Origin of the sequence: Fibrobacter sp. UWH4, from assembly GCF_900142475.1 — a bacterium.
Taxonomy (GTDB): Bacteria; Fibrobacterota; Fibrobacteria; order Fibrobacterales; family Fibrobacteraceae; genus Fibrobacter.
In genome coordinates this window covers 40229-66567 of sequence record NZ_FRAY01000007.1, presented here as the reverse complement: position 1 = coordinate 66567, position 26339 = coordinate 40229, and the positions used below count along the sequence as shown (strand labels likewise).

At 52.9% G+C, this 26339-nt stretch carries 22 protein-coding genes; 15 read left to right on the top strand and 7 right to left on the bottom strand.

Annotated features, from left to right (window positions below; translation table 11 throughout):
• Window positions 1-4: 4 nt before the first annotated feature.
• Together BUA93_RS12465 and BUA93_RS12460 are read left to right on the top strand one after the other, a co-directional pair.
• The gene (locus BUA93_RS12465; protein ID WP_072979894.1) at window positions 5-1045 is read left to right on the top strand and encodes an acyltransferase; all 1041 of its coding nucleotides are present in this window, start codon (window positions 5-7) and stop codon (window positions 1043-1045) included.
• A gap of 12 nt (window positions 1046-1057) precedes the next feature.
• Window positions 1058-2587 (top strand): sigma-54 interaction domain-containing protein, encoded by a 1530-nt coding sequence (locus BUA93_RS12460; protein WP_072979892.1) that lies wholly within the window; start codon window positions 1058-1060, stop codon window positions 2585-2587.
• Between the two features lie 13 nt (window positions 2588-2600).
• On the opposite strand, the gene BUA93_RS12455 is transcribed toward BUA93_RS12460, so the two are convergent.
• The 3 genes from BUA93_RS12455 to BUA93_RS12445 are packed head-to-tail and all read right to left on the bottom strand — an operon-like array spanning window position 2601 to window position 4959.
• Complete coding sequence (locus BUA93_RS12455; RefSeq protein WP_175547441.1) at window positions 2601-3008, bottom strand: P-II family nitrogen regulator; 408 nt, start codon at window positions 3006-3008, stop codon at window positions 2601-2603.
• Window positions 3005-3418 carry a hypothetical protein gene (locus BUA93_RS12450; RefSeq protein WP_072979890.1) on the bottom strand — a complete coding sequence of 138 codons (414 nt, stop codon included), beginning with the start codon at window positions 3416-3418 and terminating at the stop codon, window positions 3005-3007. The genes BUA93_RS12455 and BUA93_RS12450 overlap by 4 nt, the downstream gene beginning before the upstream one ends.
• Window positions 3419-3426: 8 nt before the next feature.
• Window positions 3427-4959 (bottom strand): DUF1538 domain-containing protein, encoded by a 1533-nt coding sequence (locus tag BUA93_RS12445; RefSeq protein WP_072979888.1) that lies wholly within the window; start codon window positions 4957-4959, stop codon window positions 3427-3429.
• Between the two features lie 100 nt (window positions 4960-5059).
• Here BUA93_RS12445 and BUA93_RS12440 point away from each other — a divergent pair, with 100 nt between their 5' ends.
• Genes BUA93_RS12440 through BUA93_RS16000 form a run of 3 tightly spaced genes read left to right on the top strand, consistent with a single transcriptional unit; the run spans window position 5060 to window position 6642 of the window.
• Window positions 5060-5617, top strand: coding sequence for an RNA polymerase sigma factor (locus tag BUA93_RS12440; RefSeq protein ID WP_072980046.1), 558 nt, complete (start codon window positions 5060-5062; stop codon window positions 5615-5617).
• A gap of 2 nt (window positions 5618-5619) precedes the next feature.
• Window positions 5620-5979, top strand: a complete 360-nt coding sequence (locus tag BUA93_RS12435) for a hypothetical protein (protein WP_072979886.1) — start codon at window positions 5620-5622, stop codon at window positions 5977-5979.
• Window positions 5980-5982: 3 nt separating this feature from the next.
• Window positions 5983-6642 carry a Spy/CpxP family protein refolding chaperone gene (locus BUA93_RS16000; RefSeq protein ID WP_175547440.1) on the top strand — a complete coding sequence of 220 codons (660 nt, stop codon included), beginning with the start codon at window positions 5983-5985 and terminating at the stop codon, window positions 6640-6642.
• Window positions 6643-6721: 79 nt separating this feature from the next.
• On the opposite strand, the gene BUA93_RS12420 is transcribed toward BUA93_RS16000, so the two are convergent.
• A complete protein-coding gene (locus BUA93_RS12420; protein WP_072979882.1) occupies window positions 6722-7831 on the bottom strand; it encodes a GTP pyrophosphokinase in 1110 nt (369 codons plus the stop codon).
• 7 nt (window positions 7832-7838) lie between these two features.
• Window positions 7839-8402 carry an HD domain-containing protein gene (locus BUA93_RS12415; protein WP_072979881.1) on the bottom strand — a complete coding sequence of 188 codons (564 nt, stop codon included), beginning with the start codon at window positions 8400-8402 and terminating at the stop codon, window positions 7839-7841.
• Between the two features lie 104 nt (window positions 8403-8506).
• Here BUA93_RS12415 and pgi point away from each other — a divergent pair, with 104 nt between their 5' ends.
• On the top strand, window positions 8507-10171 hold the full coding sequence (gene pgi, locus BUA93_RS12410) for a glucose-6-phosphate isomerase (RefSeq protein ID WP_072979880.1): 1665 nt from the start codon (window positions 8507-8509) through the stop codon (window positions 10169-10171).
• 253 nt (window positions 10172-10424) lie between these two features.
• On the opposite strand, the gene BUA93_RS12405 is transcribed toward pgi, so the two are convergent.
• Window positions 10425-12158, bottom strand: a complete 1734-nt coding sequence (locus BUA93_RS12405; protein WP_072980044.1) for an ABC-ATPase domain-containing protein — start codon at window positions 12156-12158, stop codon at window positions 10425-10427.
• A gap of 223 nt (window positions 12159-12381) precedes the next feature.
• Between BUA93_RS12405 and BUA93_RS12400 the strand changes: the two genes are divergently transcribed.
• The 8 genes from BUA93_RS12400 to BUA93_RS12370 all read left to right on the top strand — a co-directional run bounded on the left by BUA93_RS12400 (window position 12382) and on the right by BUA93_RS12370 (window position 20316).
• Window positions 12382-12918 carry a PEGA domain-containing protein gene (locus tag BUA93_RS12400; protein WP_072979879.1) on the top strand — a complete coding sequence of 179 codons (537 nt, stop codon included), beginning with the start codon at window positions 12382-12384 and terminating at the stop codon, window positions 12916-12918.
• Between the two features lie 91 nt (window positions 12919-13009).
• Window positions 13010-14407, top strand: a complete 1398-nt coding sequence (locus BUA93_RS12395; protein ID WP_139258057.1) for a COG3014 family protein — start codon at window positions 13010-13012, stop codon at window positions 14405-14407.
• Between the two features lie 80 nt (window positions 14408-14487).
• Window positions 14488-15309 (top strand): hypothetical protein, encoded by an 822-nt coding sequence (locus tag BUA93_RS12390; RefSeq protein ID WP_072979877.1) that lies wholly within the window; start codon window positions 14488-14490, stop codon window positions 15307-15309.
• Between the two features lie 20 nt (window positions 15310-15329).
• Window positions 15330-16052, top strand: a complete 723-nt coding sequence (locus BUA93_RS12385; RefSeq protein ID WP_072979876.1) for a response regulator transcription factor — start codon at window positions 15330-15332, stop codon at window positions 16050-16052.
• Between the two features lie 2 nt (window positions 16053-16054).
• Complete coding sequence (locus BUA93_RS12380; RefSeq protein WP_254793980.1) at window positions 16055-17911, top strand: sensor histidine kinase; 1857 nt, start codon at window positions 16055-16057, stop codon at window positions 17909-17911.
• A gap of 84 nt (window positions 17912-17995) precedes the next feature.
• Complete coding sequence (locus BUA93_RS12375; RefSeq protein WP_072979874.1) at window positions 17996-19333, top strand: ATP-dependent 6-phosphofructokinase; 1338 nt, start codon at window positions 17996-17998, stop codon at window positions 19331-19333.
• Between the two features lie 67 nt (window positions 19334-19400).
• Window positions 19401-19544, top strand: coding sequence for a hypothetical protein (locus tag BUA93_RS16340; protein ID WP_175547439.1), 144 nt, complete (start codon window positions 19401-19403; stop codon window positions 19542-19544).
• 13 nt (window positions 19545-19557) lie between these two features.
• Window positions 19558-20316 carry a hypothetical protein gene (locus BUA93_RS12370; protein ID WP_072979873.1) on the top strand — a complete coding sequence of 253 codons (759 nt, stop codon included), beginning with the start codon at window positions 19558-19560 and terminating at the stop codon, window positions 20314-20316.
• 347 nt (window positions 20317-20663) lie between these two features.
• Here BUA93_RS12370 and pta read toward each other — a convergent pair whose 3' ends face one another.
• Complete coding sequence (gene pta / locus BUA93_RS12365; RefSeq protein ID WP_072979872.1) at window positions 20664-22052, bottom strand: phosphate acetyltransferase; 1389 nt, start codon at window positions 22050-22052, stop codon at window positions 20664-20666.
• 256 nt (window positions 22053-22308) lie between these two features.
• Here pta and BUA93_RS12360 point away from each other — a divergent pair, with 256 nt between their 5' ends.
• Window positions 22309-26163, top strand: a complete 3855-nt coding sequence (locus BUA93_RS12360) for a fibro-slime domain-containing protein (protein WP_254793979.1) — start codon at window positions 22309-22311, stop codon at window positions 26161-26163.
• Window positions 26164-26339 lie beyond the last annotated feature (176 nt).

The window sequence follows — 26339 nt, the reverse complement described above, 5'->3', positions numbered from 1 at the left end:
TCTCGTGGAAGCGCGGAAGTCGACTGACTATATCACGTTCGTTATCGTGGTATCCGCATTCGCGGTGTTGACTCTGCATACGAACAACTGCTTCTGGTTTTATTCCGGGAAAGAAGATTATTGGTTCTCGGCAAATATCATTGAATGCGTATTCTATTTTGCGGTCCCGCTGTTCTTTATGGTCAGCGGGATTACGCTTATGGATTTTTTTGACAGGTATTCTATGAAACGTTTCTTTGCGAGGCGTTTCATGAAGACTATGTTGCCTTTCTTGGTCTGGAGCCTGGTCGCGCTGGCGATAGATCTTTATACCGGAAAACGCTTGTGGTCGAATATCTCGATCAAGTCGGTGTACCAGGGGCTAACGGGCAACGGTTTCGTCAGCATCTACTGGTTCTTTTATTCTTTGTTCATTTTGTACCTGTGTATGCCTCTCTATGCGGCCGTAGAAAAAAGCAAGAGGAGGCTTGTGTTCTCCTACCTGGTCATTGCGGCTTTTGTATTCAATATCTTTCTACCCTTCTTGAAAAAAGTTTTCAATTCGGATTTGAATGTCATGTTCAGTGTTTCTGCATTGGCCGGATTTTTGATATGGCCGCTGTTAGGATGGTTGTTGCACAACTATGAATTCAAAAGGTGGCACAAGGCGCTAATCCATACTGCGGGTTTGATTGGCCTTGCGTTGCATGTTGTCGGTACTTATCATTTGTCGCATAAAGCGGGCTATGTTGTCGGGACGTTCAAGGGATACGAAAATGTTCCGTCGGTGCTGTATGCGACAAGCGTATTCGTTTTCTTGAAGGATGCCGGTCGTTGGGTGATGGAACAGGAACGTCTTGCAAACTTTGTCAAGGTCGTTGGACGGTACGCCTTCGAGATATACCTCTTGCAGTTTATCTTGCTCGATGCAGCGACAAGGATTCCCGAAATCGACAGGAACTCGCTCGTGTATCGCCTGGGCGCTCCGCTTGTGATGATTCCGGTGATTATTGCATTTACATGGTGCCTCAGGAAAATTCCTGTTGTAAGAAGGATCGTTCCATAGTATATTTTTCCTATGCCCACGTCGCAATCCAAAATCCAGGAACTGGAGCTGCTCTACAAGATTAGTTCCATTTTGAACCAGACGCTCGATTTCGAGAGCGTCGCGCACCCGATTCTGGAAGTGGTGGAATCCACGATGGGCGTGGAGCATGCGACGCTTACGCTGTACAACCGCCACACCGGTGAAATCTCCATTGAAATCGCGGAAGGCTTGAGTAGTCGCCAGGCGCGCAAGGGCCGCTACAAGGTGGGCGAGGGCATTACCGGCCGCGTGGTGGAAACGGGCAAGCCGATTATTATCCCTTCCGTCGCGAAGGACCCGGACTTCCTCGACCGCACGGGGCGCGGCAAGACGGAAGACAAGGCGTTCCTCTGTGTTCCCGTGATTATGGAGCACCAGGTGATTGGCGCCTTCAGTGCCGACGTGCAGAATCCGGTGGAAGAAGAACTTCCCGAAAAACTCCGCCTGCTAGAAATCATCGCGCAGATGCTTGCGGCTGCCGTGAAGCTCCGTCGCGAGGCCCGCGAAGAAAATGAACTCCTGAAGGCTGAAAACGAACGCTTGACATTGGAACTCAAGGACCGTTTCCAGCCCGATAACATTATCGGGCGTTCGAGCGAGATGCAGCGCGTGTACGCGCAGATTGACCAGGTTTCAAAGAGCCCCCTACCCGCGCTCATCGTGGGCGAGGTGGGCACGGGCAAGGGACTCGTAGCCGAAGCTATCCATTACCGTTCCGACCGCAACATGGGCCCGTTCGTCCGCGTCCATTGCGCCTCCATGCCGGAATCGGTACTTGACCGCGAATTGTTCGGCAGCGTGCGCGGTGCCCTCGTGGGTGTGTTCGCCGAGACGCCCGGCCGCGTAGAACAGGCCGAGGGCGGCACGCTGTTCCTTGACGAAGTGGGCGAGCTTTCGCCAAACCTTCAGGTGAAACTTCTGCGCCTGTTGCAGAACGGCGAAGTGGAACGCATTGGCGCCCGCATTTCTAAAAAGGTGAATGTGCGCGTGATTGCGGCCACCACCAAGAACCTGCAGCAGATGGTCGAAGAAGGAACCTTCCGCGAAGACCTCTATTACCAGCTGCACATCTTCCCGATTTATGTGCCGCCATTGCGTAACCGCAAGACGGACATCGTGCTTCTGGCGGACCATTTTGTCGAACATTACTGCCGTATCGTGGGCAAAAATGTCCGCCGCCTTGCCCGCACCACCATCAACATGCTCATGAGTTACCCGTGGCCCGGAAACGTGCGCGAACTCGAAAACGGAATTGAGCGAGCCGTCCTCGTTGCCGACGAAGACGTCATCTACCCGCACCATTTCCCGACCACGCTGCAGACCGCCGAAACCAGCGGCACTCCCGTGAACGGAAACTTGAAGCGTATGGTGGAGGCCTACGAGAAAGACATTATCTGCGATGCCCTCAAGAGTAGCAAGGGTAAGGTAGCCGCTGCGGCGCGCAGTCTTTCGACGACTCCGCGCATTCTTACGTATAAAATAAATCAGCTTGGTATCGACTTGTCCGCTTTCGGCAAGTAGAAACAAGTAGATTTTAGTTTGCCTTTTTTTCGGCGTTTTCGATGGCGCTTTCCGCTTTTTCTGCAGCTTTTTCAGCGGCGGCTTCGGCAGCCTTGATTTCGGCCTTCCACGGGGTAAGGCCTACCACGTTGTCTACGGGGAGCGAAAAGGCGATTCCCTGGCCCATGGTGTCAAGCCCCGCCTTCTGGTAAAGGGCGTGCAGCACGGCGTCCTTGATTTTCGCGTCGACCAGGATCATCACGATTTCCTTTTCGGGCTGGATGGCGATATGGAAAAACGATTCGGCTTCCTTGTTTGCCGTACCGCGGGCGTTCAGGATCGTACCGCCGCGGGCTCCGGCGTCTTTGGCCGCATCCATCACGGTTTCAGAGAATCCGGTATTTACAATACAAAAGATGACTTCGTGATTGAATCCGCTCATTTTTCATTTCTCCGTACCGCGTCGCGGTTGTCGCTTAAAAAGTTGAAAATGGACTTGCCGATAACACTTGCCATGGGGATGGTGTAGGCGATGCCCTTGCCGCCCACGATGGTGTTGAACTTTTCGGCTAGGCTGTCGAGTGCCGCGGCAAGCTGGTTTTCGCCGATGATGCTGATGATGACGGCGCGGTCGGAATCCGCAAGGCCCATTGCCGTTGCAATTTCGCGGGGGGCTGTCCCTTGCCCGAACAGCACCATCTGCATGTTCACGCCAAAGGACTGGATGTGGTCCATGTAAAAATCCGCCTTGGCACGACTCACCACCGTAATCAAAATCTTGAGACGGTTCATCGAGACTTTGGCTCGGGTGCCGCGCACGATTCTGTTCCGGATTTTTTTATCGATTTCCACAGCGCCCCCTACATAAAGTCGATAATCTGTTCGTCGTCGGCATCCTGGATGCGACGCATCATCATGCGGTTACGGAGTGCCGTTGAAACGGTGGCCCTGAAACCGAGTACCTGGATGGTAATCAATGGTGTCATCGCGACCATCGCGACAATGCCGAAAGCGTAGTTCAAAATGGAATCGCCACCGTCGCGGAGGCCTGCACAAGCGCCAATGGCTAGTGGCAGAATGAAACTGGAGGTCAACGGGCCGCTCGCCACGCCACCGGAGTCAAATGCGATTGCCGTATAAAGTTTCGGCACAAAGAACGAAAGTCCGAGAGAAATAAAGTAGCCGGGAATTAGGTAGTAGATAATGGGGAAGCCGACAATGATGCGGATCATCGAGAGCCCGATAGAAAGCCCTACACCGACCGAGAGGGCGATTAGCATCGAACGCTTGGTCACGAGGCCTCCCGTAATCTCTTCGACTTGCTTGTTGAGCACGTGTACGGCCGGTTCCGCGAGCACCACCACCATTCCGAGAACAAATCCTGCTATTACGAGTGCCTTTGGCATGGCACTCAGCTGCTTGCCCAGTTCGAAACCGATTGGCATAAACCCGACGGCGACGGCCGTCAAGAAAACCACCAACCCTACGAACGTGTAAACGATGCCGAATGCCATCGGGATGAGCTTGCTCCACGAAAGCCGAAGAACGGTCAGCTGTAGGAGCATAAAGAAAATCACGATAAGACCGAGGGCGATGACAACTTCCTTGGCGATTCCGATGATGGTGGGCAGAAAATTCAGACCGAGGCTTGCATCAATAGAGTAGGCCGATTCCGTAAGTTGGTAACTCAGGTCGCCTTTCGAAAAAATCACGAGTCCCATGAGGGCGATAATTGGACCCACCGAGCAGAGTGCAATCAGGCCGAAGCTGTTCTCGTTCGCGTTCTTGCCGCCAATGGCCCCTGCCACACCGACGCCGAGTGCCATGATGAAGGGTACAGTAATCGGCCCTGTCGTCACGCCACCTGAATCGAATGCAAGGGGAACGAACATTTCTTTTCCGAAAGAAAGCATCAGCATACCGAGCATGAACAGCATCAGGTAAAAGAAGATGATAATTGTCGAAAGGTCGCGCTTGAAAACGATCTTGATGATGGAAAGGGCGAGGAATCCGCCGACGCCGACGCCGATGGTTGCTATCAGGAGAGTCGGTTCCACGGCGGCTCGAACCTGTTCGGCAAGCACCGACAAGTCGGGTTCTGCTACGGTAATGAGCACGCCCATTACGAAACACACCGAAACTAGCAACTGCAGACGCCGTGATTTGGCGAGGCCGGATCCCACATGTTCGCCCATCGGGGTCATGGCGAGGTCGGCACCCAGGTTAAAAAGCCCGATGCCCCCGATCAGGAACACGGCGCAAATGCCAAAGACAATCAGCTGCTTGGGGGTAAATTGGACAAGCGGCGTAAACGACACCGCGAGCACAATCAGCGTCACGGGCAAAACCGAGGCAAAAGCCTCTTGCAACTTATCCCAGAGAATCTTGAACATCTTCGGAAAATATAGAAAAACGCAGGAAAAAACTCTTTTTTATAATTATTTTTCACAAAAGATGCAACCGGCGGACATTCAGGTGCATCTAAAGGGTACAATGGACGAAAAAGTGATATTTCAATATCTGCGGGAAGGTAGCCGCGAAGCGCTCGCCATGCTGTGGGAGGCCCACAGCGGACATGTGCTGAATCTCGCCTTCCGGATGTTGAAAAATCGCGACGAGGCCGAAGATATCCTGATGGATGTTTTTGTGCAGGTCCCGAAGGCCATCCAGGGCTTTCGCGGACAGTCCGCTATTGCAACATGGCTTTACAGGCTCACGGTAAACGCCTGCCTTATGAAGTTGCGAGGCGACAAACGGCATCGCGAACTTGAAGAGGAACACCTCGACGTGATCGTGGAGTCGGCACTCGGCAAAGAAGAAAGTTCCGATGAAAACTTTGATCCGGAACTTTTGGAAATGGGACTGAATGCTCTCCAGGCCGAAACGCGAAGCATGCTCTGGCTCAAGGATGCCGAAGATTTAGACGTGAAGGACCTGGCGGAAATCTACAAGATGCCCGAAGGAACCATCAAGGCGCGCCTCAGCCGTGCAAGAACTTTTGTTCGCAACTACCTGAACGAACGCAAGACAAACTTTAAAAAAGGAGCTTAACCATGTCTACAAAAATTGACTTTTCGAAAATGGAGCGGCTCACTCCCCGGGCTGACTCGTGGAGCAAGGTCTGCGCAAGACTTGATGCCGAAAGCGCGAAGGGCAAGGTTGTCTCTATCAAGAGCTGGTACAGCGCGATTCCGCTGGCCGCAAGTTTTGTGCTTGTGAGCCTGACTGCGATTTTGCCGTCTTTCACCAGCGACATTGAACAGGAAAATTCCGCTTCTACCGAATACGTTTCGATCAACAATTCCGCACCGTCCGAACTCCTGAGCTGGTATGAAAACCTCGGGAATTCCACCAGCGACGAGTTCGAAACATTGGAAGAAACGGTGGGCTTTAATTATTTAACCAAGGAGTAAACCATGAAAGGATCAAAGCTCTTTATTGCAAGCATTATAGTGCTTGCTCTCGCCTTAGGCTTTTTCGCCGGCAGGTTCTGCAATTTCAATTGCTGCTCTAGTACCGCAACCTGTTGCCAAAAGGGAGGTCCTTGCGCATGCTCGCAAGGTCTACCGTGCTCTTGCGAAAAGAATGGACAGCCTTGCCACTGCCCGAGCTGCGCCAAGCATGAAAATGGCGAACACAAGCACATGGGCCCGCACGGTGATTTTGAAAAGGGTCCGAAATTCAGGGGCAAGATGGACTTTGCCGCCATGGATTCCTTGCTGCAGGTGACACCGGAACAGAAATCTGCCATCGAGGCTAGCCGCGTGAAAGGCGATTCCATTTTCAAGGTCCTCCGTCAGCAGAAACATGATGCCGAAAGGGCTCTGGGCGAGGCTCTCGAAAGTAAGGATTCTGCCGGAATCGATGCCGCCAAGGCTCGCGTTCTCGATGTAGACAAGTCCCTGCTGGAACACCGCATCAACGGAATGCAGGCCCTTGCCGGTATCTTGACTGCCGAACAGCTCGAAAAGTTCAACAACTTTCACAAGGAGCAAATGAGAAACTTTAGGGAGCGTATGAAAAACGGACCTAAAGGTCATGGCCCGCACGGTGAGCACGGTCCCCATCACAATTAACTTTCCTTGATAAGCAACAAGTCCTCGGCAGTCGTGCCGGGGACTTTCTGTTTTTAGTTTACTTCCTACGGTCAACAAGTCATTTCTTCATAAACGACAGGTTCTGTGCGACACGGAGGAGCCCTTCTGCGCGGTGCTTGTTGTTGGCAGACGCTCCGTTGAGGTCTTCTAGGAATCTTGTCAGTTCTAGCATCCCCCCGCCCTGCTTGAGCACATGGACGGCGCAAAGGGAAATGACGCCGAGAGACGAGTTGATGATGTCAAGATCCGTGTTGGCAAGCTGGAAGGCGGCTAGCTGGTAGGCGTCTTCGGAATCTCTCTTGATGAGTCGGTCGATGTCGCCTAGCGTCTTGAATCCGAAGGAGACAAATACGCTCAGGAAGCGGGAGAGTGAGGTTTCGTGGATTTCCGCCTGGTTGATGGAAGCGATTCGCTTGTTCAGTGCATCAAACGGGCGTAATTCCAGATAGTTGCTGAAGGAGTCTCCATTCAGTTCGATCTCGTCGAAACTTCCCGAACTTACCAGGGACTGAACCTGACGACGGTAATCGTTGATTCCCGAACGGATGAGGCAGAACTGTTCGTCGACTAGTTCCAGCATTCCTGCAAGTCGGTTCAGGTTACGTAGGTATTCCCTGGGAACTTCGAAACCCGACTTGTAACCCGTATCGTGATCGAGTACCGACCACACATGCTGCAGGGCGGTTCGCATCTGCACTTCGAAACGGATTTCGTTTAGTTGGGGGTAGTTGGGGTCAAAGTATTTTTCCTTGGGAAGCTTGCAAATGTAATGTAGTGAATTGTAGCCGAAACTGTGTATTTCGTGCATCTTGCGTTTGTCGATACTGTTTTCCCAGTCAATAGTAAAAGTGCGTCCGACAAGGGCTGCAATTTTATCCACTTCGTCGCTGTAGAATGTGATGACGCGGACACCCAAAATATCCGTTAAGTCCGAAAGGGAATTGTACTTGCCCGACTTACGTTCGAGTTTACCCGCAAGGCTGTCTTCTGCCTTGACGCGCCCTTCGATGGCGTTGATGTATATCTTGTTTTCTTGGATGCTCTCGCGAAGAATTCGCTTGACGATGCGTAGTAGCTTCTCGAAGACAATGCGTTGTTCGCGGTACTCCTCCAGGATAAGCGTTTCCTTGGGGGGCAGGCCGTAGTCCTTGTTGGTTACCTGTTCCATGTCGTGTCTATTTCCCAAAGACTTTGTTGATTGTTTCTGCAAATTCGTCGTATGCGAATGTCCCCTTGAGACTAGAAAGTGCTCGCGCAAGCCCGCGGAAATGCCATTCGTGCGAAGCCTTGTCCTTGACGCAGAACAAGTCCCATACCTTGTCGCCTATTGCCTGGTAGTCGCGGTAGATGGCTCGGATGTTGCTTAATTTATCTGAAAGTGCTACAATCTTGACTTCGTTTGTAGCTGAAGACAATCGCTCAATGGCTTCTTCCTTGCGAAGTCTCCAACTTTCCTGACGGCTCTTGCCCTCGAATTCGATATCGGATTCTGCTTCAACAAGTTCTGCCACCCTCTTGCCGAATTCGCGTTCGACATCCTTCAGGGTGATTTCGGTGTCTTCGACCGTGTCGTGAAGTGCTGCCGCGGCCAAAAGTTCCTGGTCGTTCGTCATGGTGGCTGCGATCGCGACTGCCTCCATCGGGTGAACGATGTAAGGGAAGCCTTTTCCCTTGCGTTCTGCTCCCTGGTGCGCCTTAACCGCAAATACGATTGCCTTGTCAAGAATTGATGTATCCATACTTTTGAATGTAGCATTTTCAATTCTGAATTCCGAATTCCGAACTCCGAATTTCCTATATTTGCACCCGAAACAAACACCCGCGCAGCGGAAAGGATTAATCTATGTCGAAACTGACTGATTCTCAGGAATGGAAGGCCCTTGAGGCCCACGCCGAAGTCGCAAAGACCTGGCACATGAAGGAACTCTTCGCAAAGGACCCGGCTCGCGCCGAAAAGTTCAGCGCCGAAGCCTGCGGCCTCTTCCTGGACTACTCCAAGAACATCATCACCGACGAAACCATGGCCAAGCTCCAGGATCTCCTGAAGTCAGCCGGTTTCGAAGACATGCGCCGTAAGTACTTTGCCGGCGAAAAGATTAACACCACCGAAAAGCGCGCCGTGCTCCACACCGCACTCCGCTACAAGGGCAACGATCCGATTTGCGTCGACGGCAAGGACGTGATGCCCGAAGTTCGCGCCGTGCTCAAGCACATGGAAGAATTCACCAAGCTCGTGCGCACCGGCAAGTGGAAGGGCCACACCGGCAAGTCCATCAAGTACGTGGTGAACATCGGTATCGGCGGTTCCGACCTGGGCCCCGTGATGGTCACCGAAGCCTTGAAGCCGTATGCCGACAAGCCGGCTGCTGGCGAATACTCTCCGGAAGTCTACTTCGTTTCCAACATCGACGGCACCCACATGGCCGAAACCCTCAAGAAGGTGAACATCGAAGAAACGCTCTTCATCGTGGCTTCCAAGACCTTCACCACTCTTGAAACCATGACGAACGCCGAAACTGCAAAGGCCGCAGTCCTTAAGGCCTTCAACGGTGACGAAAAGTCCATCGCCAAGCACTTTGTGGCGCTTTCCACCAACACCGAAGCCGTGTCCGCCTTCGGTATCGACACCGCCAACATGTTTGAATTCTGGAACTGGGTGGGTGGCCGTTACTCCCTGTGGTCTGCCATCGGTCTTTCGATCGCTCTCCGCATCGGTTTCGACAACTACATGAAGCTCCACCAGGGCGCCTACGAAATGGATCAGCATTTCAAGACCGCTCCGGTCGACAAGAACCTCCCCGTGATCCTCGCCCTCATCGGCGTTTGGTACAACAACTTCTTTGGCGCTTCTAGCTACGCCATGCTCCCGTACGACCAGTACTTGCACCGCCTTGCCGCCTACTTCCAGCAGGCCGACATGGAATCCAACGGCAAAACCGTTGACCGCGACTCCAAGCGCGTGAACTACCAGACGGGTCCGATCCTCTGGGGCGAACCGGGTACGAACGGCCAGCACGCCTTCTACCAGCTGATCCACCAGGGCACCAAGATGATTCCTTGCGACTTCATCGCCCCGGCCAACAGCCACAACAAGGTCGGCGACCATCACCAGAAGCTGCTCTCCAACTTCTTTGCGCAGCCCGAAGCCTTGATGAACGGCAAGACCCTCGCCCAGGCCCAGGAAGAACTCCGCAAGGATGGCAAGAGCGAAGAAGAAATCGCATTCCTCGCCCCGCACAAGGTGTTCGAAGGCAACAAGCCGACCAACTCCATCATGATGGACTACGTTTCTCCGGAAACGCTCGGCGCCCTCATCGCCATGTACGAACACAAGATCTTCACCCAGGGCGTTATCTGGAACATCAACAGCTACGACCAGTGGGGTGTTGAACTCGGTAAGCAGCTCGCCAAGAAGATCCTTCCGGAACTTGCCAAGGCCGACGCCGAACTGAACCACGACAGTTCCACCAACGGTCTTATCCGCTGGTTCAAGGCTCACCAGAAGTAATCTAGTGTGGCGGGGTTCTGCCCCGCGCTACTATGTCTTTCTAAACGTGGTTCGGCTAGCTCGCGCTTTGCACTCCAGGGTGACATGTCATTGCACTTCGTGCATGACTGCGTCGGTTATCCAATGCGTGTGCAAGTACCCGCGCTGTATAACCTAGCATGTCATTCTGGAGGCTCGCAGAGCCGATAGAATCCTGGAACTTAAAAGGCTGCATCTGTAAGGATGCAGCCTTTTTCGTTATGTTGTTTAAATTTTATTTCCCTTCTCTTAACCTAAAGGCGACGCAGGCGATGTCGACGGGGCGGGGGAGACTCATCTCGCGACTCATGCCTTGGGGCAGGTTGCGAAAACCGACGTTCTTGATGTTTTCGCAGAGCTTTTGTGCGACTCCTGCGACGGATTGGGCTGCGTCGTTATTGCTTGCGGCATTCTGCAGCAGGTTCAATAAGATGAATCCCGCACCGAATCTTTGCTGCTTATCGACGAGCGTGTTGAGCCTTGAGGTATCGGATACGAGGAAGCCGATTTGTAACAAAGTATCGCCGGAGAGCTTCACCTTGACCTGGCGCTCTACGGCGGAAGTCGGGCGGACTGATTTCTGTAGGGGCTGCATGTAGGTGACAAAAGAGCGCGGTTGCGTCACTTCGGCAGGCTCAGTGACCTTGGCTTGCGGCGCTTCGGCAGGCTCAGTGGATCCCGTCGGGGCGTCGCCCCTCCAGGATGACGTGGACGGTGCAGGTGTGAATTTCGCACATTCGGCTTTGTAATTCGCCATGACGATAATGTTGTCTGCAAGGTCGAGGTAATCGCCGCAGGCGCCCGCCACAAGAATAAAGCTGAAGCCTGCGGCGGCAAGTTCCTTGATGCGGTCCGTCAGCGGAATGAGCGGCTCACGATCGTCGCCCAGGAGCTTGCGCACGCGTACGTCGCGGATCAAAAAGTTCACAGCTGAGGAATCCTCGTCAATGAGGAACGTCCGTGAACCCGCTTCCATGGCTTCGAGGAGGTTGGCGGCTTCGCTCGTGGAACCCGAAGCCGAAAGTGTGTTGAAGTTCTTGGTGCTTACACCGCCCGGCAGGTCACGCACGAACATCGAAAGGTCGGTGCCGCGGACGCTGCGTCCGTCTTCGACTCCGATACGCAGTGCAGTCTCGTTGATGACGATCCCTTCGCGGCCGTCTCTTGGAATGTGCGGGTAGACGGAGCGCGTCAAAGCTTGCAACAAGGTGGATTTCCCGTGGAAGGCTCCTCCTGTAATCACGGAGATTCCCTTGGGGATACCCATGCCACGAATTTCGCGACCGCATACATTCAAAGTCACCGCCATCTCTTCGGGTGCTACAAAAGGAATTGCCTTTTCAAGCGGCATTTCGCTCAGGCCGGAGGCTCGCGGAAGTTCCGCTCCGTCGGGAACGAAGGCGCAAAGTCCGCATGCATCGATCTGCGACAGGATTTCCTTGCGTTCGGCGAGTACGCGGTAATGCTCTTGCAAAGCGCCTTCGTCGGACTTGTCGTAATAAAGCCCGGCCGATACCAGGTCCGGCAAGACCATCGTCAAAATTTCGGCGGCGAGTTCCGCCTGGATCTTGCGACCTTCGCCGGGGAGCTTTACCTGTAGGCACGCACGGAGTTCTCCGTTGTCAATCCACAGCGAATTCCGCACCAGCATCTCGGGTCCAGCCACGTCGAAAATGACGGCTGCATCCTTGTCGGGGTATTTCTCCTGCACCAGGTGGGAAAGCTTGCGGTGCAAGAAATCGCTCAGGGCGAGCCTACGTTCGAAAGAACTGCCCCATTCCGTGGCATAGCCTAGAATCTGGAGCTTGGCGCGAATCGTCACGCGCGAGGCGGGGGCGTACGGATCCCCCTGTATGTGCAAAAATTCCAGGACGAAATCGCCAAAATCCCAAGGCTTGTCTGCAAGCGACTTGTAGAGGCCGTAGTTCTTGCCGTTTAAAGTGCGAATTTTCTGGTAAAGGGCTTTCATGTCGGTGAAAATAGTAATTACAACGGGGAATATCCCTAAAAAATGGATACTTCCCTTCGTCATACTCAGGAGAGGCTTGCTGCGTTTCTCGCAATGGCGCCTAATTCCGAAATCAGAACTCCGAATTCTGAATTTTTCTTATAGGTATCCAAACTTTTGCACAAAAAAAAATTAAATTCATCAAAAACTTTATATTTTTAGAATAAACAAATAGGAGTAATCCATGAAGAAGCTGTATATCTTTGCGCTTATGGTCGCATTCCTCGTCACTTCCGCCGTCGCAGACGACGATCCACCTCCGCGCGGCAAGGCTGCTACCATCACCATTATCACCAACCCGCCTAACAGCGACGTGTTCCTTGGTGGCGAACCCCTCGGCAAGAGCCCCATCGAAAACATGAGCGTCAAGTCCGGCCGTCAGACCCTCGTGGTGATTGACCAGGGTTACGAACTCGTGAACCAGCGCGTGAACATTTGGCCGGGCAACGACAAGCGTAACGTGTTTGACTTCGGTACCAAGATTCCGAAGGGCAACATCAAGGTGACGACGATTCCGGGCAAGTGCATCATCTATATTGACGGCGACAATGCCGACAAGACCGATGGCGCCGCTCTCACCATCAACAACCTCGATGCGGGCGACCACGTGGTCCGCGCCGAATGCTCCAACCGTAAGTCCGCCGAAGCTCTCGTGACCGTGAAGGGTGAAGAGACTGTCGAAGTGACTCTCGATGCATCGGGCAAGAAGAAGAAAAAGTAATTTTTCGCCTTCAAGTTTTTGAGAAGTCCTCCGGTTCCGCCGGAGGCTTTTCTTTTAGTTATATTTCCACTACCGTCATCACGGAGTGCTCATGAAACATTTTATCCTGCTTGCCTTATCGGCTTTGTTGCTTTGTTCCTGCGCGAATAAGTCCTTGACTCGCTACGAGACGCTTGCCCCGGTTCTCGAAAAGGAGGGCTTCGAGGCGACCATCAAGAAAATCGAAGAAGAAAAGGAAGATATCTACGGAGACAACAGCGTCTTTCTCTACCATTTCGACCAGGGGGCGCTTTACCACTACAACGGCAAGAACAAGGAAAGTATCAAGCACTTTGAGTTGGCGGAGCAGGTTTACGAAGACCTGTATACCAAGTCGGTGACCAACGAGACGGCGGCGATTCTGACAAATGACAATGTTCGTCCGTACAGGGCTCGCCCCTTCGAAATTTTGTTGATGTACCAGTACCAGATCCTGAATTACCTTGCCGTCGGAGACTTGGACGGGGCCTTGGTCGAGGTGCGCCGTGCGCAGCTAGCCATGGAGCGCCTGTACCAGAAAGACAAGGACAAGGTGAACGATAGCGGCTGGTTGCGTTACTTGAGTGCAATTGTCTACGAAATGTCTGGCGAATACGACGATGCCGCCATTTCCTATATGCAGGCGGCCAAGGCGTTCGAGGAAAGTGGCGGTCAGGTGCCGCGTGAAGTTTGGGAGTTCATCACAGAAAGCCTAGTCCGGATGGACCGTGCCGATGAACTGAAAAAATTTAGGACCCCGCTCCCGCAGCAGACCTTGCAGGCAAGAGATGCGCATACCAAGGGTCAGGAAATTATCGTTATCGGCTATGCGGGACATAGCCCTATTCTGGGTGAAATGTATTTGTCGGGAACGTTCGTGAGCGCGGGAGCCCTGAACCTGACCCACAAGGATGGAAAGACCGGGAAAATCAATACGTTTACCCTGATTGCGCCTCCGGTCGCTGGAGCGGGCAGCGGCACGTTCCATGTCGGCTTTTCCTTGCCGCAGAAGAAAACCTTGCCCCAGCGGGTGAGCCTCTTCAACGTGAACTTGGATAGCAAGCTGCGTCTTTCTCCGGAAAAGGTCTCCGATATCGATGCGGAACTGGAACGGAACATGAAGGACGAAAATGCGACGACGATGGTTCGTACGGCGACCCGTGTCGTGATTCGCACCGTGGCGGCGCAGAAGGCGAAATCGGCCACCAATACCGGTAACGGCCTTCTGGACCTGGTAAAGAATATTGCCGTAGATGTGGGCCAGAGCCAGCTGGAACAGGCCGACTTGCGTGTAGGGCTCTTTATGCCTAATTCCATCTGCGTGACGCGCTTTCCGGTGGATGTTGGTAAACATCAGGTTACAGTTTCGGCCCTAGGAGCGCATGGCCAGATTGTCGGGGATTATCGCCTGGACCAGGTTTCGGTCGCAAAAGGCCAGAAAAAAATTATAATCATCCCTGCGATCCAGTGATTTTAAGTATTTTATGAAAATAATAGTATCTTTTTTTGAAATTTTTATGTAATTTCAAAGGCAAACGTTAAGGAGTCCTTATGAATATTAAAGCTTTAGTTGCCGCAGGCGCTCTGCTTGCTACGCAATCCTTCGCCATCATAGGCATCGGTGGTCACTATGCCCCCGGCTTTGGCACCAAGATGGAGGGGATGTCAGAACCTGCTCCCGTAACTGAAGACAAGACCGTATCTATAATGCACAACGGTTTTGACGGCACGATGCAGGGCTTCGGTTTCAAACTGTGGATCGACCTGCTCCCGATTATCGATATCGAAGCGACCATGAACTTCCAGATGGGGTCTTACGACGCATCCCTCTTTGTCGTGAATCCGAATGACCCCTCCATTGTGACGGAAGTCCCGCTTGAAATTGAACTGGGCGGTACCCCGTTTGGCAAGGCCAATCCGAAGTTCGTTGCCATGACCGGTGACCTTTCTATCACCTACCCGATTACATTCCTGCCGATTATCCGTCCTTACATCGGTGGCGGTCTTTCTTATCACCTGAACAGCTTCGTCCTGAACCAGAAGTTCGTTTCTAGCGTTATTGATGGAACGACACAGGAAATGATTACTGTTCTTGCTCAGGTGGATCCGACTGACCCCAATTCGATTGCTGTAGCCGAGGAAAAAACGAAGCAGTTGGGCGAAACGATGAAACAGAAGGTCCAGGACGCCGCTCTCGACGAAGGTCTCAAGAAAAGCCTCGGTGGCCACATTCTGGTGGGTCTCCGCGCCAAACTGCCGATTATCCCGATTGCCGCGTACGGTAACTTCAAGTACTACATCGGTGGCGATTATCCGAGCGAAATCGATGCCGGAAACATGACTGTTGAATTGGGCGTAGGCCTCGCTATTTAATTACACTCCTAGGTAAATCAATGACTGAAAATACAAGCAGCACCAAAATCCTTATTATCGAAGATGAAATCGCCATTGCCGAAGGCCTCATCGACCTCTGCAATGTGAATGGTTATGTGGTCAAGCATTGCGCCGATGGCGAGTCTGGCCTCGCCGAAGCCCTCACGGGTCAGTACAACCTGGTTCTTCTGGACCTGATGCTCCCGGGTATGGATGGCTTCACCGTTTGCGACAAGATCCGCGAGAAGGACCGTTCCCTTCCGATTATTATCTTGTCTGCAAAGAATGCGGATGACGATATCATCAACGGTCTTAAGTTCGGTGCCGACGACTACATTCCGAAGCCGTTCTCGGTTCCCATGTTGCTCGCTCGTATTGATGCTGTGCTCCGTCGCAGCCGTCAGACCATGGAGAACGAAGGTAAGCTTGTTGCCGGTAGCCTGCGCGTGAACTTCCGCGAATACACCGGTGTTCGTGGCACGGAAGAACTCGCCTTTACCCGTAAGGAAATCGAAATTCTTGAATACCTGTGGAACAACCGCGATCATGCCGTTCCTCGTTCTGAACTCCTGCGCAAGGTTTGGGGCTACGAAAACGCGGATTCCGTGGACACCCGTACGGTGGATATCCACATTACCAAGCTCCGCAAGAAGATCGAAGACGATCCGTCCCATCCGAAACTTCTGGTGACTTTCCGCGGTGAAGGCTACCAGATGCGTTCTGCTCCGGAATGCGACAAGTAAACTTGAAATCGGTCGTATCGTACATTAAAAAGCACCAGGCTGTCCTGAAAGAACGCCTGGTGTTTGTTTCCATATTCCTGGTCATAGCCATTCCGTTGACCATCCTTTTCTTCAAGACGTATGAACAGTCTACAGCCCTTGAAGAAAAAAAGATCGAGGAACGCATTGACGCCGCATACGAAAGCCTCCGTTTGCGTCTTTCTTCTGACTTCAACTTGGAAAACAGCCGTTCCTACAAGGATTACGGCATATTGAACTCCATTACGGTGATTGGCGGCAACAGCCGTCTTTTCTCGGAGTTCTTCTCTTACCCGGATTCAAGCGGCCCTTATTGCGATTTTGACTCGCTGTACAGGCAGTGCCGCAAGGGACTCGTAGGGCATTTTCAGATTTCGCACAGTGGCGAACTCCTGACGCCTTTCTACCCGGACACCAGCACGGGTATCGGCAAGTCGATGTGGGATAACTTCTCGTTCGACGACCAGGAACAGCGCAAGAAGACGCGCGACCTGATCCAGCACCTGCTTGATGTGTTGGATATTAAGAACGGGCTCCCCAAACGCACAGTCCAGACACTCGACTCCACCGAGGCGATTGACCAACTGTACGACGAGATTCCCGATCTGCAGATTCCGACCCGCGTGGAACTGACTTCCGAAGAAGAAGCGCTGACCTATATGGCGGAAACGGCGAAGAACGACACGACTATTGCGCCCGACATTCCGATTTTTAACGGAAGCAATACCAACGTGAACATCACGGACCTGAAAATCCGGATGACTTCCGACTACATGGTGTTTTTCCGCACGATATACATTGGTATGTTGCCGATTGTGCAAGGGTTTGTGGTCGACAAGGGCATTTACCTGAATTACATGACGCAAGAAGAGCAGTTGGCTTATGCCGAGCTTCCGTATGCCATTGAACTCGTTTACGAAGACAAGGTGCTGCTGACCATTGGTAAGTATAACGACTCCTACGAGGTGCGGACCAATAGGCAGCTGGCGCCCCCGTACGAGAAGATTTCGTTCAAGATGTATGCCGGCCCGACAGCCAATTCGGCGGGGCTCACGATGCTGTTCAGCGGCCTGATTCTTCTGGTGGTCGTTGCGGTGTGCCTGGTGACGATTTACCGGTTTACGCGCAGCAGGCTCGCGCTTGCAGCCAAGCGTCAGGACTTTGTGTCGGCCATTACGCACGAACTGAAGACTCCGCTGACGGCCATCAAGATGTATGCGGAACTGTTGCAGAATTCCTGGGTGGCAAACGAAGAAAAGAAACAACGCTATTACGGACAAATTGCGAGCGAGGCGGACCGCCTTTCGCGCCTGATCCAGAATGTGTTGAACTTGTCGAAGCTCGACGGAAACCGCTGGAACGTGCAGCTCCGCAAGGAACGTCCCAAGGCGGTGCTGGACGACTTCGTGGCGACTTACAGCAAGAATATCGAGAAACAGGGCTTTGAACTGACGGTGTCGATTGATACGGATGCGAACAATGTCGCGATCCTGATTGACCGGGATGCCGTGATGCAGATCCTGATGAACCTGGTGGACAACTCCCTCAAGTTCTCGAAGAACGCAAGCTACAAGATGATTAGCATCGAACTCCGTGTGAGCGGGGGCGATATGTACCTTGCCGTGCGTGACTACGGTCCGGGAATCCCTCCTGCCGAAATGAAGAAGGTGTTCCAGGAGTTTTACCGAGTCGAGAACGAGATGACGCGTTCCACGAGCGGTACGGGTATTGGCCTTTCGATGGTGAAGAAACTGTGCGCTCTTACCAATATGAAGATTGAAATCGAAAATACGAATCCGGGGCTTCGAACGAAAATCCATTTCCCGCCGCTGGATATCTAAGCGTATTTGGCGCACTGGCGACCTTATTTTTAGTATTTTTAGAGTGCCTAGATGTATTGCTGAAGGCAAAACGAGGAACAAACCATGACTCAAGAAGATATCTTGAATAATCCGGAAAAATACGATCTTTCTATCGAAACTGTCGGAACGGGAACGCTCAAGTCTCCCATGAAGGGCGTCCCTTTTGTGTCGGAGTCTGAACGCGTAAGCCTTACGGCGGACGTTGGCCGTATTCAGGATTTCTGCAAGCGTGGCGTCGAAATTCCGTCGCTTGAGGCGGCCGGTCCTCGTGAAACGATTTTCCACGACCCCGCCTGGACGCGTGCTGGCATCGTGACCTGCGGCGGTCTTTGCCCGGGCCTTAACAACGTTATCAAGGGCCTTGTGCAGGTGCTGTGGTTCGACTACGGTGTAAGGAACATTTTCGGTATCCCGTACGGCTATCGCGGCTTGAATCCCGCTTACGGTTATTCTCCTATCATCCTGAATCCCGATGTGGTGGACGCCATCCAGGAAGACGGCGGTACCATTCTCGGAAGTTCCCGCGGTAACCAGGACGCGAAGGTCATGGTCGACACCCTGATGCGCCTGAACATCAACGTGCTGTTCTGCATCGGCGGAGACGGCACGCTCCGTGGAGCGCACGATATCGCGAAGGAAGTCCAGAAGAGAAAGCAGCCGATTTCTGTCATCGGCATCCCGAAGACGATCGACAACGACTTGAACCTGATTGACCGCACCTTCGGTTTCGAAACCGCCGTGCTTTCCGCTACCGATGTCATCACCAGCGCGCACAACGAAGCGAATGGCGCCTTCAATGGTCTTGGCCTCGTGAAGCTGATGGGCCGCGATTCCGGCTTTATCGCCGCTTACGCAGCTCTTGCGACGACGGTCGTGAACATCTGCCTTGTTCCCGAAGTGCCCTTTACGCTCGACGGGCTCTTCAAGGCTCTCGAAAGCCGCTACAGCAGCGGCAAGACGCACGCCGTGGTGGTCGTCGCTGAAGGCGCTGGTCAGGAACTATTCAAGGGGCAGCCCGAACGTAGGGATGCAAGCGGCAATATCCTGAAGAACGACATCGGCGAATTCCTGACAAGAAAGATCAAGGAACATTTCGACCAGGTCGGCAAGGAAATCAACATCAAGTACTTTGACCCGAGCTACATGGTGAGGAGCATTCCCGCTCAGGGCACCGACGCCATTTTCTGCTTCCAGCTTGCCGAAGCCGCCGTACACGCAGGCATGGCCGGCAAGACGGATATGGTCGTGGGTAGCATGAACAACGCTTTCTCGCATGTGCCTATCGAATACGCCGTCAACGAACGCAAGAAAATCAACCCGAACGGAGCCTTGTGGCACGCCGTGCTCGGAATTACCCGTCAGCAGGATTACTTCTCTGGCAAGGGTAAGGGCAAGAAGTAGATTTTCTCCGGCTTGAAATAGGAGGGGAAGGTCTTTTGAAAAAAATTGTTTTTAGGAGGATTGTTTTATGTTGAAGCACGAAGACAAAGTTTTGATTCGAACTGCCCTTATGGAGTATCGTTATCTGTTGTTCAAGACGTATCACGGTACCGAGGACGAAAAGGAACAGATTGCCCACGTGAATAAGGTGCTGCAGGGTTGGAAAGTGTAGATTTCGAGGAACGATGAAACGCTTTTTGGTTTTGTTTCTGCTTTTTGCCGTGTACTGTGTGGGGTATGCCAACGAAGACCTTCGTGTGGCGGATTCCTGCTATGCGGCTCGCGCAGAACGGGCCAAGGGCGACAAGGCGGATGCCAGGAACGCGAAGATTATGATAGAGCATTACCTGAAGGCGATGGGTGATTCGTCTGTCTGGGAGCGTGCTACTGAAGGCTATGTAAAGAGCCTTTTCTTCTCGTTCAGATTCGTTCATTTCGAAAAGAACCATCGCAAGGCGAAGCTTGACAGTCTAAAGACGATTAGCGAGACCGCCTACAAGCAGTTCCCCAAGAATAAGGAAATAGCGCATGTGTACGCAAGCGCCCTTTCGATGTGGGGGAATGAACGCGGAGCGCTTACTTCGGTGAAGGACGGGATTGCTGCGAAGGTGCGTGACGTGGCAACAGCCGCCGAGGACTACCAGGTGCTGGGACGTGCGCATTTCGTGCTGCCTTATGTGCCGCTAATTCTTTCTTGGCCCGACAAGAAACTGGCCGACAAGTACCTGAATATGGCCCTGCAAAATGATCCGCGGGATCTTTACAACTATTTTTTCTTGGCGGAGTTGCGCTTTGACCAGAAGCGCTACGCCGATGCCCTTGACTTGATTGACCGAGGGCTTTCGCGGGGAATCCGCACCAATTACTTCCTTGAAGACAAACGAGGCCGTTGGGAGCTTAAGGAACTCCAGAAGAAAATCAACGCTAAACTCGACAAGAAATAGATTGTTGCTGATAGTAAAGCCAAAAGCACCGCTGTAGCGGTGCTTTTAAAATGAGTGCCTGGATCCTCCACAGCGTGCTTCGCCCGCCGTGGAGGATGACGGGGGTGGGCACGCGCGTTTTGGATACGTACTTAGTACGATTGGCCGCGAGCGGTCTTACCGTGAGCAACAAAGCCCCAGTTGTTTAAACTGGGGCGGTTGCGAGAGAACCGGCTTCAGCGCAAGGATTCTGCTGAGTTTAGCCGGTTCGGTCTTCCCGTGAGCCGTAAGCGACTCGTATTAACGAGTCGTGTCGGCGAGAGCGAGGCGATATCACATTCTTGTTAATGCGATAGAGCCGAGCGGTCTTAATTAGCCTGGACAGCGGTCAGCGCAATCGTGTAGACGATGTCTTCCACGAGGGCGCCGCGGCTGAGGTCGTTCACCGGCTTTGCAAGACCCTGCAACATCGGGCCGATGGCAATCGTGCCATGGGCACTGCGCTGCACGGCCTTGTAACCGATGTTACCGGCAGAGAGGCTCGGGAACACGAACACTGTTGCCTTGCCGGCGACGGTGCTGCCCGGCGCCTTCAGGGAACCGACGCTCGGCACGGTCGCAGCGTCATACTGCAGCGGACCATCCACCAGCATTTCGGGGCGGGCTTCCTTCACAATCTTGGTGGCTTCGCGGACGAGGTCTGCATCCGGGCCCTTGCCGCTGTTCATGGTGCTGTAGCTGAGGAGGGCGACACGGCTGGGCAAACCAAATGCCTTGGCGGTATCGTCGCACTGCTGGGCGATACCGGCGAGTTCTTCGGCGGTCGGGTTCAGGTTAATGGCGCAGTCGCCGTAAATGTAAGTCTTGTCCGGCATGCACATGAAGAACACGGAGCTCACGGACTTTACGCCCGGAGCGCACTTGATTACCTGCAAGGCAGGGCGCAAGGTGTCGGCGGTGGAGTGGATGGCGCCGGAAACGAGGCCGTCCACTTCGCCCATCTTGAGCATCATGGTGCCGAGCATCACGTTGTCGGCGAGGGCTGCGCGGGCCTGGTCTTCGGTCATGCCCTTCGACTTGCGGAGTTCCACGAGAGTCGGCACGTACTTTTCGGCAAGTTCTGCAGACGGTTCGATAATTTCGATGTCAGCCGGGAGGGCGACACCCTGTTCCTTGGCGACGGCAAGGATTTCGTTCTTTTTGCCGATGAGCACGGGTACTGCGATGCCGCGGTCGATCACGAGCTTCGCGGCCTGCACGGTGCGCGGTTCGGAACCTTCGGGGAGCACGATGCGCTTCTTGGCCTTGGACGCCTTGAGGAGAAGGCCTGCGCGGAACATGGCCTGGCTGGTCTTGCGTTCTGCAGGTTCGGCAGCCAAATCCTTGGCGAGGCACTTGGGGCAGAAAAGAATGCGGTTCGGGCAGAACAGGTCGGCATCTTCGCCATCGGAATAAATCTTTGCGTCGAGGGCGGTTGCGAGCGTATCGTTGTACTTCTGGGCCATTACGTCGCTCATGCCCTGGGCGCCTTCGACCACCACGGCATCCACGGAATCAAAGTCCTGCGAAAGAAAGTCGGCGGCAATCTTTTCCATGAGTACGGCGGAATTGTGGGCCTTGAGTTCCTTCACGGCGTCTGCCCCGTTCACGCAGGGCTTGTAAGCGGCGGCAATCAGGCCGGCACCGGCAACTGCGTCCATGACTTCCTTGACTTTCGCTTCCATATTGGCGGAGGCGACCAGATAAACTCGATTCATAGAAAACTCCTGTTGATTTTAAATTTCGCCTTTAAAATTAGGTTTTTGAACCCCCGTAGGGTATGCTTTTTTCGGATAAAAGGGGCTTAAATGTTGCAATTTTCCCCACGTTCCCCGCAGAACTTATAAAAACAATACATTGTAAAGTAAGATTTGCAGATGAAATTGCGAAAATAACCTATTTTTACGCCTGGTTGAAATGTGTTTGGGATAATTATGGAGAGAGCGGATGAAGTGCAATAACTTTTTCCGGGGTTTGGTTTTATTCCTGACCCTACTAGCAACGAACACTTTTGCCCAGAGTTATGTCGCCATAGCTCACGTGATTTATGACGGCAATATCCTTTATTATGCCGACAACGAAAAGGACGATGACCTTAAATATAAACCGCTCACCAAGGGGGACAGCGGTACATTCGACATCAAGTTTACCGAAGAACGCCTTAAGGCGAGCGCCATTGACAAGCGTCGGTTGCGTTTCGGCCTGATGTGCACCGAGGGAACCCCAAACTGCGAAACCTACCTGAATCCGGAAATAGAGAACAAGCCGCTCCTTAAGGATTTGTTCCCTGAATACGAGCAGGGTAAGGAAGACCAGCCCATCTACGAAGTCTGGGTAGAAATTGGCGAAGATGGAAAGGTGACTCTGTATGACGAAACCACCAAGCCTGTCATCGCAGTTCCTTCGCCGAAAACGATCAGGTTCCTAGCCCCGTGGACCAATACGGGTGTTACGATTGTGCTGGGTGGCAAAACCGATTATATGACCCCCATCACCGAAACTTATTGTGGATGGTTCGAGTACCAGGCTGTCCTTACTCCCAAGGACGCCTATGTTTATTTCAATCAGACGATTGGCGGCAACAATGTCGGTAAGAATGGTGTCACCAAGGAAGAGATTTCTGTAGAAGACGAAATCAAGCTCGATTCCGTTCTCGCCATTTCCGATACCGTATGGATTCTTGCGACCATGTATGGCGATCCCGAACTTTTTGCGGAGTTCCCGGGAGAACTGGGAGACTGCCCTGTCAAGAAACTTCCGGTTATGATGTTCGACTGGTTGCACGGTAGCGAAAGCGACGAAAAGAATGCCGCAATCCAGGCCGGTACGACTAGCCAGGACTTCGGTACAGGCGGATGCAAAAAGAATGACGGATACGGCATCATGAAGGGAATGGTCGAATCGCAGCTGGGCCCGAACGGGGTTCCTGTCCGTTCCGCCAATTTCCCGAGCGACTGTAAGTTGACCGACCACCTTGATAACTGGTTCGTTCCCGAAGTGGTTGCCCAGGATGCCGCCGGCAATACCTACACCAACGCCACTTGCCGTGAGTTGGAACTCAACTTGACCGAAGACGGTTTCTGGCTTGGTCAGAAGAATACCGATAGCCCCGAAAAGGGTCTGTTCTTCCTGGACGATTTCGAGTATCTTTATACGGCGGATTCTTCGAGCAAGATCCCGAACCCGATGTACGACAACATCAATTCCGAAAAGTACGGAACCCACAACTACGGCTTTACCATGGCACTTCAGGCCCAGTTCGAATATGTGAAGGGGCAGTACTTCGAATTCCTGGGCGACGACGATGTGTGGGTGTTTATTAACAATAAGCTTGTGGTGGATATCGGTGGCCAGCATGAGGCCAAGGAAGGAAAGGTCAAGCTGGACACTCTCGGACTGACAGAAGGCGAAACTTATCCGTTCCGAATCTTCTATGCGGAACGCCACAAGAACCAGTCAAATTTCAAGATGCGCACCTCGATGGACCTGAAGGCCGAGGCGAGCATGTTCCTGGCAGACCTCTCGAACGACCCGAAGCTTATCCAGAAGGAAGTCTGGCAGATCGTGCGCAAGAAGGCGCTCTCTTGTGATTTCCTGAATACATCAACTGATACGACTTTGGAACGCGGCCCGTCTGACTTCGTCCTGTTTGGGCGCAGTCTTGGCAAGGGTGGCGTGGCACTCAAGGTTCTTGATTCGATTTACTATGCAGGCATCATCGTGAGCAACGATTTTACGATAGTGACTGTTGATGTCAGGGAAATTGGCAAGGCTCAGGCTCTGCCTCCTGGCAACTACTACATCCGCGTTCGTCTCAAGAGTAATCCGGACGAATACAAGGATGTCCCCTTTACCATCGATCCGTATGAACTGCCGAATCTCGCCTTTGCAAGCGTCAAGGATTCCTCTTACTTTGTCGTAAATTACGAGGATCCCGAAAATCCCGACACGACTTTCTACGAACAGTTCTGGAATCCTTTCGGAGATACGGTGAGTCGCGATGTCGTGAGTGACACCTTGCCTATTAGCCAGGTGAAAGGCGAAAAGATGTGGGCCGGCCGCTCTTATCCGGTGAACATCATGTATGCCGAAGAATGGGCTACGATTTATAGCGGCATTGCAGTGAAGATTACGACATCGACGCCGAACCTGGTCGCTTGCGATTCCATGGGAAACCCCATCGATGAAATTTTGCTCATGGGTGGCCATGCGAATTTCTACGTGAAGGCTACTGACGAGGTGGTTGACGGAACGCTTACCGTTTCTACTCCCGGAGCAAAGAACAAGACGGTAAATTGGACCAAGATCAATATCAAGGTTCCGCCGGTTCCGCAGATTGAAGCCGCCTATATTTACGACCGTACCGGTGACGGTCGCGCCGACAGTATCTGGATCAAGTTCAACAAGCCGCTCGGCGGACAGAGCGTACTCGACTCGCTCAAGTTCATTTTCGGTGAAAGTTTTGACGATGCCTTCCATGTGGCGTATCAGGAGGGCGACATGGACATAAGTCTTGTTGCTGCGGGAGATGGCTTCGGTTCAGGCATCTTTACGGGTGGAGACACCAAGGCCTACAACGGCAAGGTCAATATCTGGTATACCTATACCGACCCCGAAGACGGCAAGACTGCGATATTCCCGGTTGAAGGCTCTCTTACGGATATGGTCGGCCCCGTAATCGTTGCGGCCGAGGTCAAGTACCTTAAGGACGGCAACACGCAGCTGATGCTCAACTTTAGTGAAGGTATCGATGAGAGCAATGCCGGTGTCGAACTCTTCCGTTTCCACTGCTGGAAAAACGATGTGCTGGATTCCGCGGTGAAGGCCGCAGGCGACATCGGAACGATGCCTGCCAATGTCTGGAAACTGATTTTCCCCAAGGGTAGCGATGCCGACATTGTTCCTGCCGTGGGCGATTCCGTTCGTTTCAGGCCGCCTTCTCAGCTGGGCGAAGCGAAGGATCTGCAGGGAGTCCTCCCGCACGAGATGAACCCCTGGGTTCGCATTACGGGTGAGCAGAAGGTGACGGTGACTAGCCCGAAGGTCGTGACTCTGGAACCGGGAACGGAAATGTTCGATAGTGCTAGTGTGATTATCAAGAACCCGAACGCGACCGTGCCCAAGCTGGTGGGTGGCGACAAGGTTCTTTCGGCAGATCAGGTGGCAGAAGTTTACGGCACGCAGGGCCATTACTTGGGAGACCTCGACATGGCCGAACTGGTTGAAAACGAAATTGCCGAAATCGTGAAGGCGGTGCAGTCGACCGCACTCTACACCGACAAGAAGGATCCGGTGAACGAGGACGGTTCTCCGACGAAGACTTACACGATTGAGGATATCATCGCGGCGGTGAGCAACGGTGATATGTCCATTGGCGATGCCAAGAAGCGTTTCGGCCTGAGTCCTGTGATTGTGGATGCCTACAAGAACGGCCTCCTGAATGCAGAAAACGTGCACAACTATGCCCGCGGAACCGATGCGGATGTGAAGAAGATCGTGAGTGCAGTCGCCGACAAGACGGAACTTCGCTACGAGGCGATTTACTACTCTAGCCTTGGTCACTACGTGAACAGCCACTCCGGAACGATCACCTGCAATAGCGATATCTTCACGGAAAATGGCTCCAAGAACTGTCTCGAGAACGACGGTCGCCTGTTCCTGGCCTGGAATATGCGTGCAGAAAAAGGTCGTCTTGCCGCTACGGGCGTCTATATCGCCCGCCTGCAGGTCAAGATCAAGGTGAACACCAAGGTGATCATCGACCGCACCCAGGACTTCCTGTGGGGTGTTCGACGCGGCAAGGTGAACGCCATCGACCTGGGTCTTTAAGTTTTTTTGAGAACAAAAACCCCGAAAACACGACATTTACACGTTTGTTAACTAGAATTAACGGCATTTTCCACATTGCCGTGTTGATTTTTTGAGAAAAAAAATTATTTCTATATTAAAACGTTTTTAATGCGCATTGGGCGTTTGCCCTAGGAGATGTGGATGAGGTGTGGATT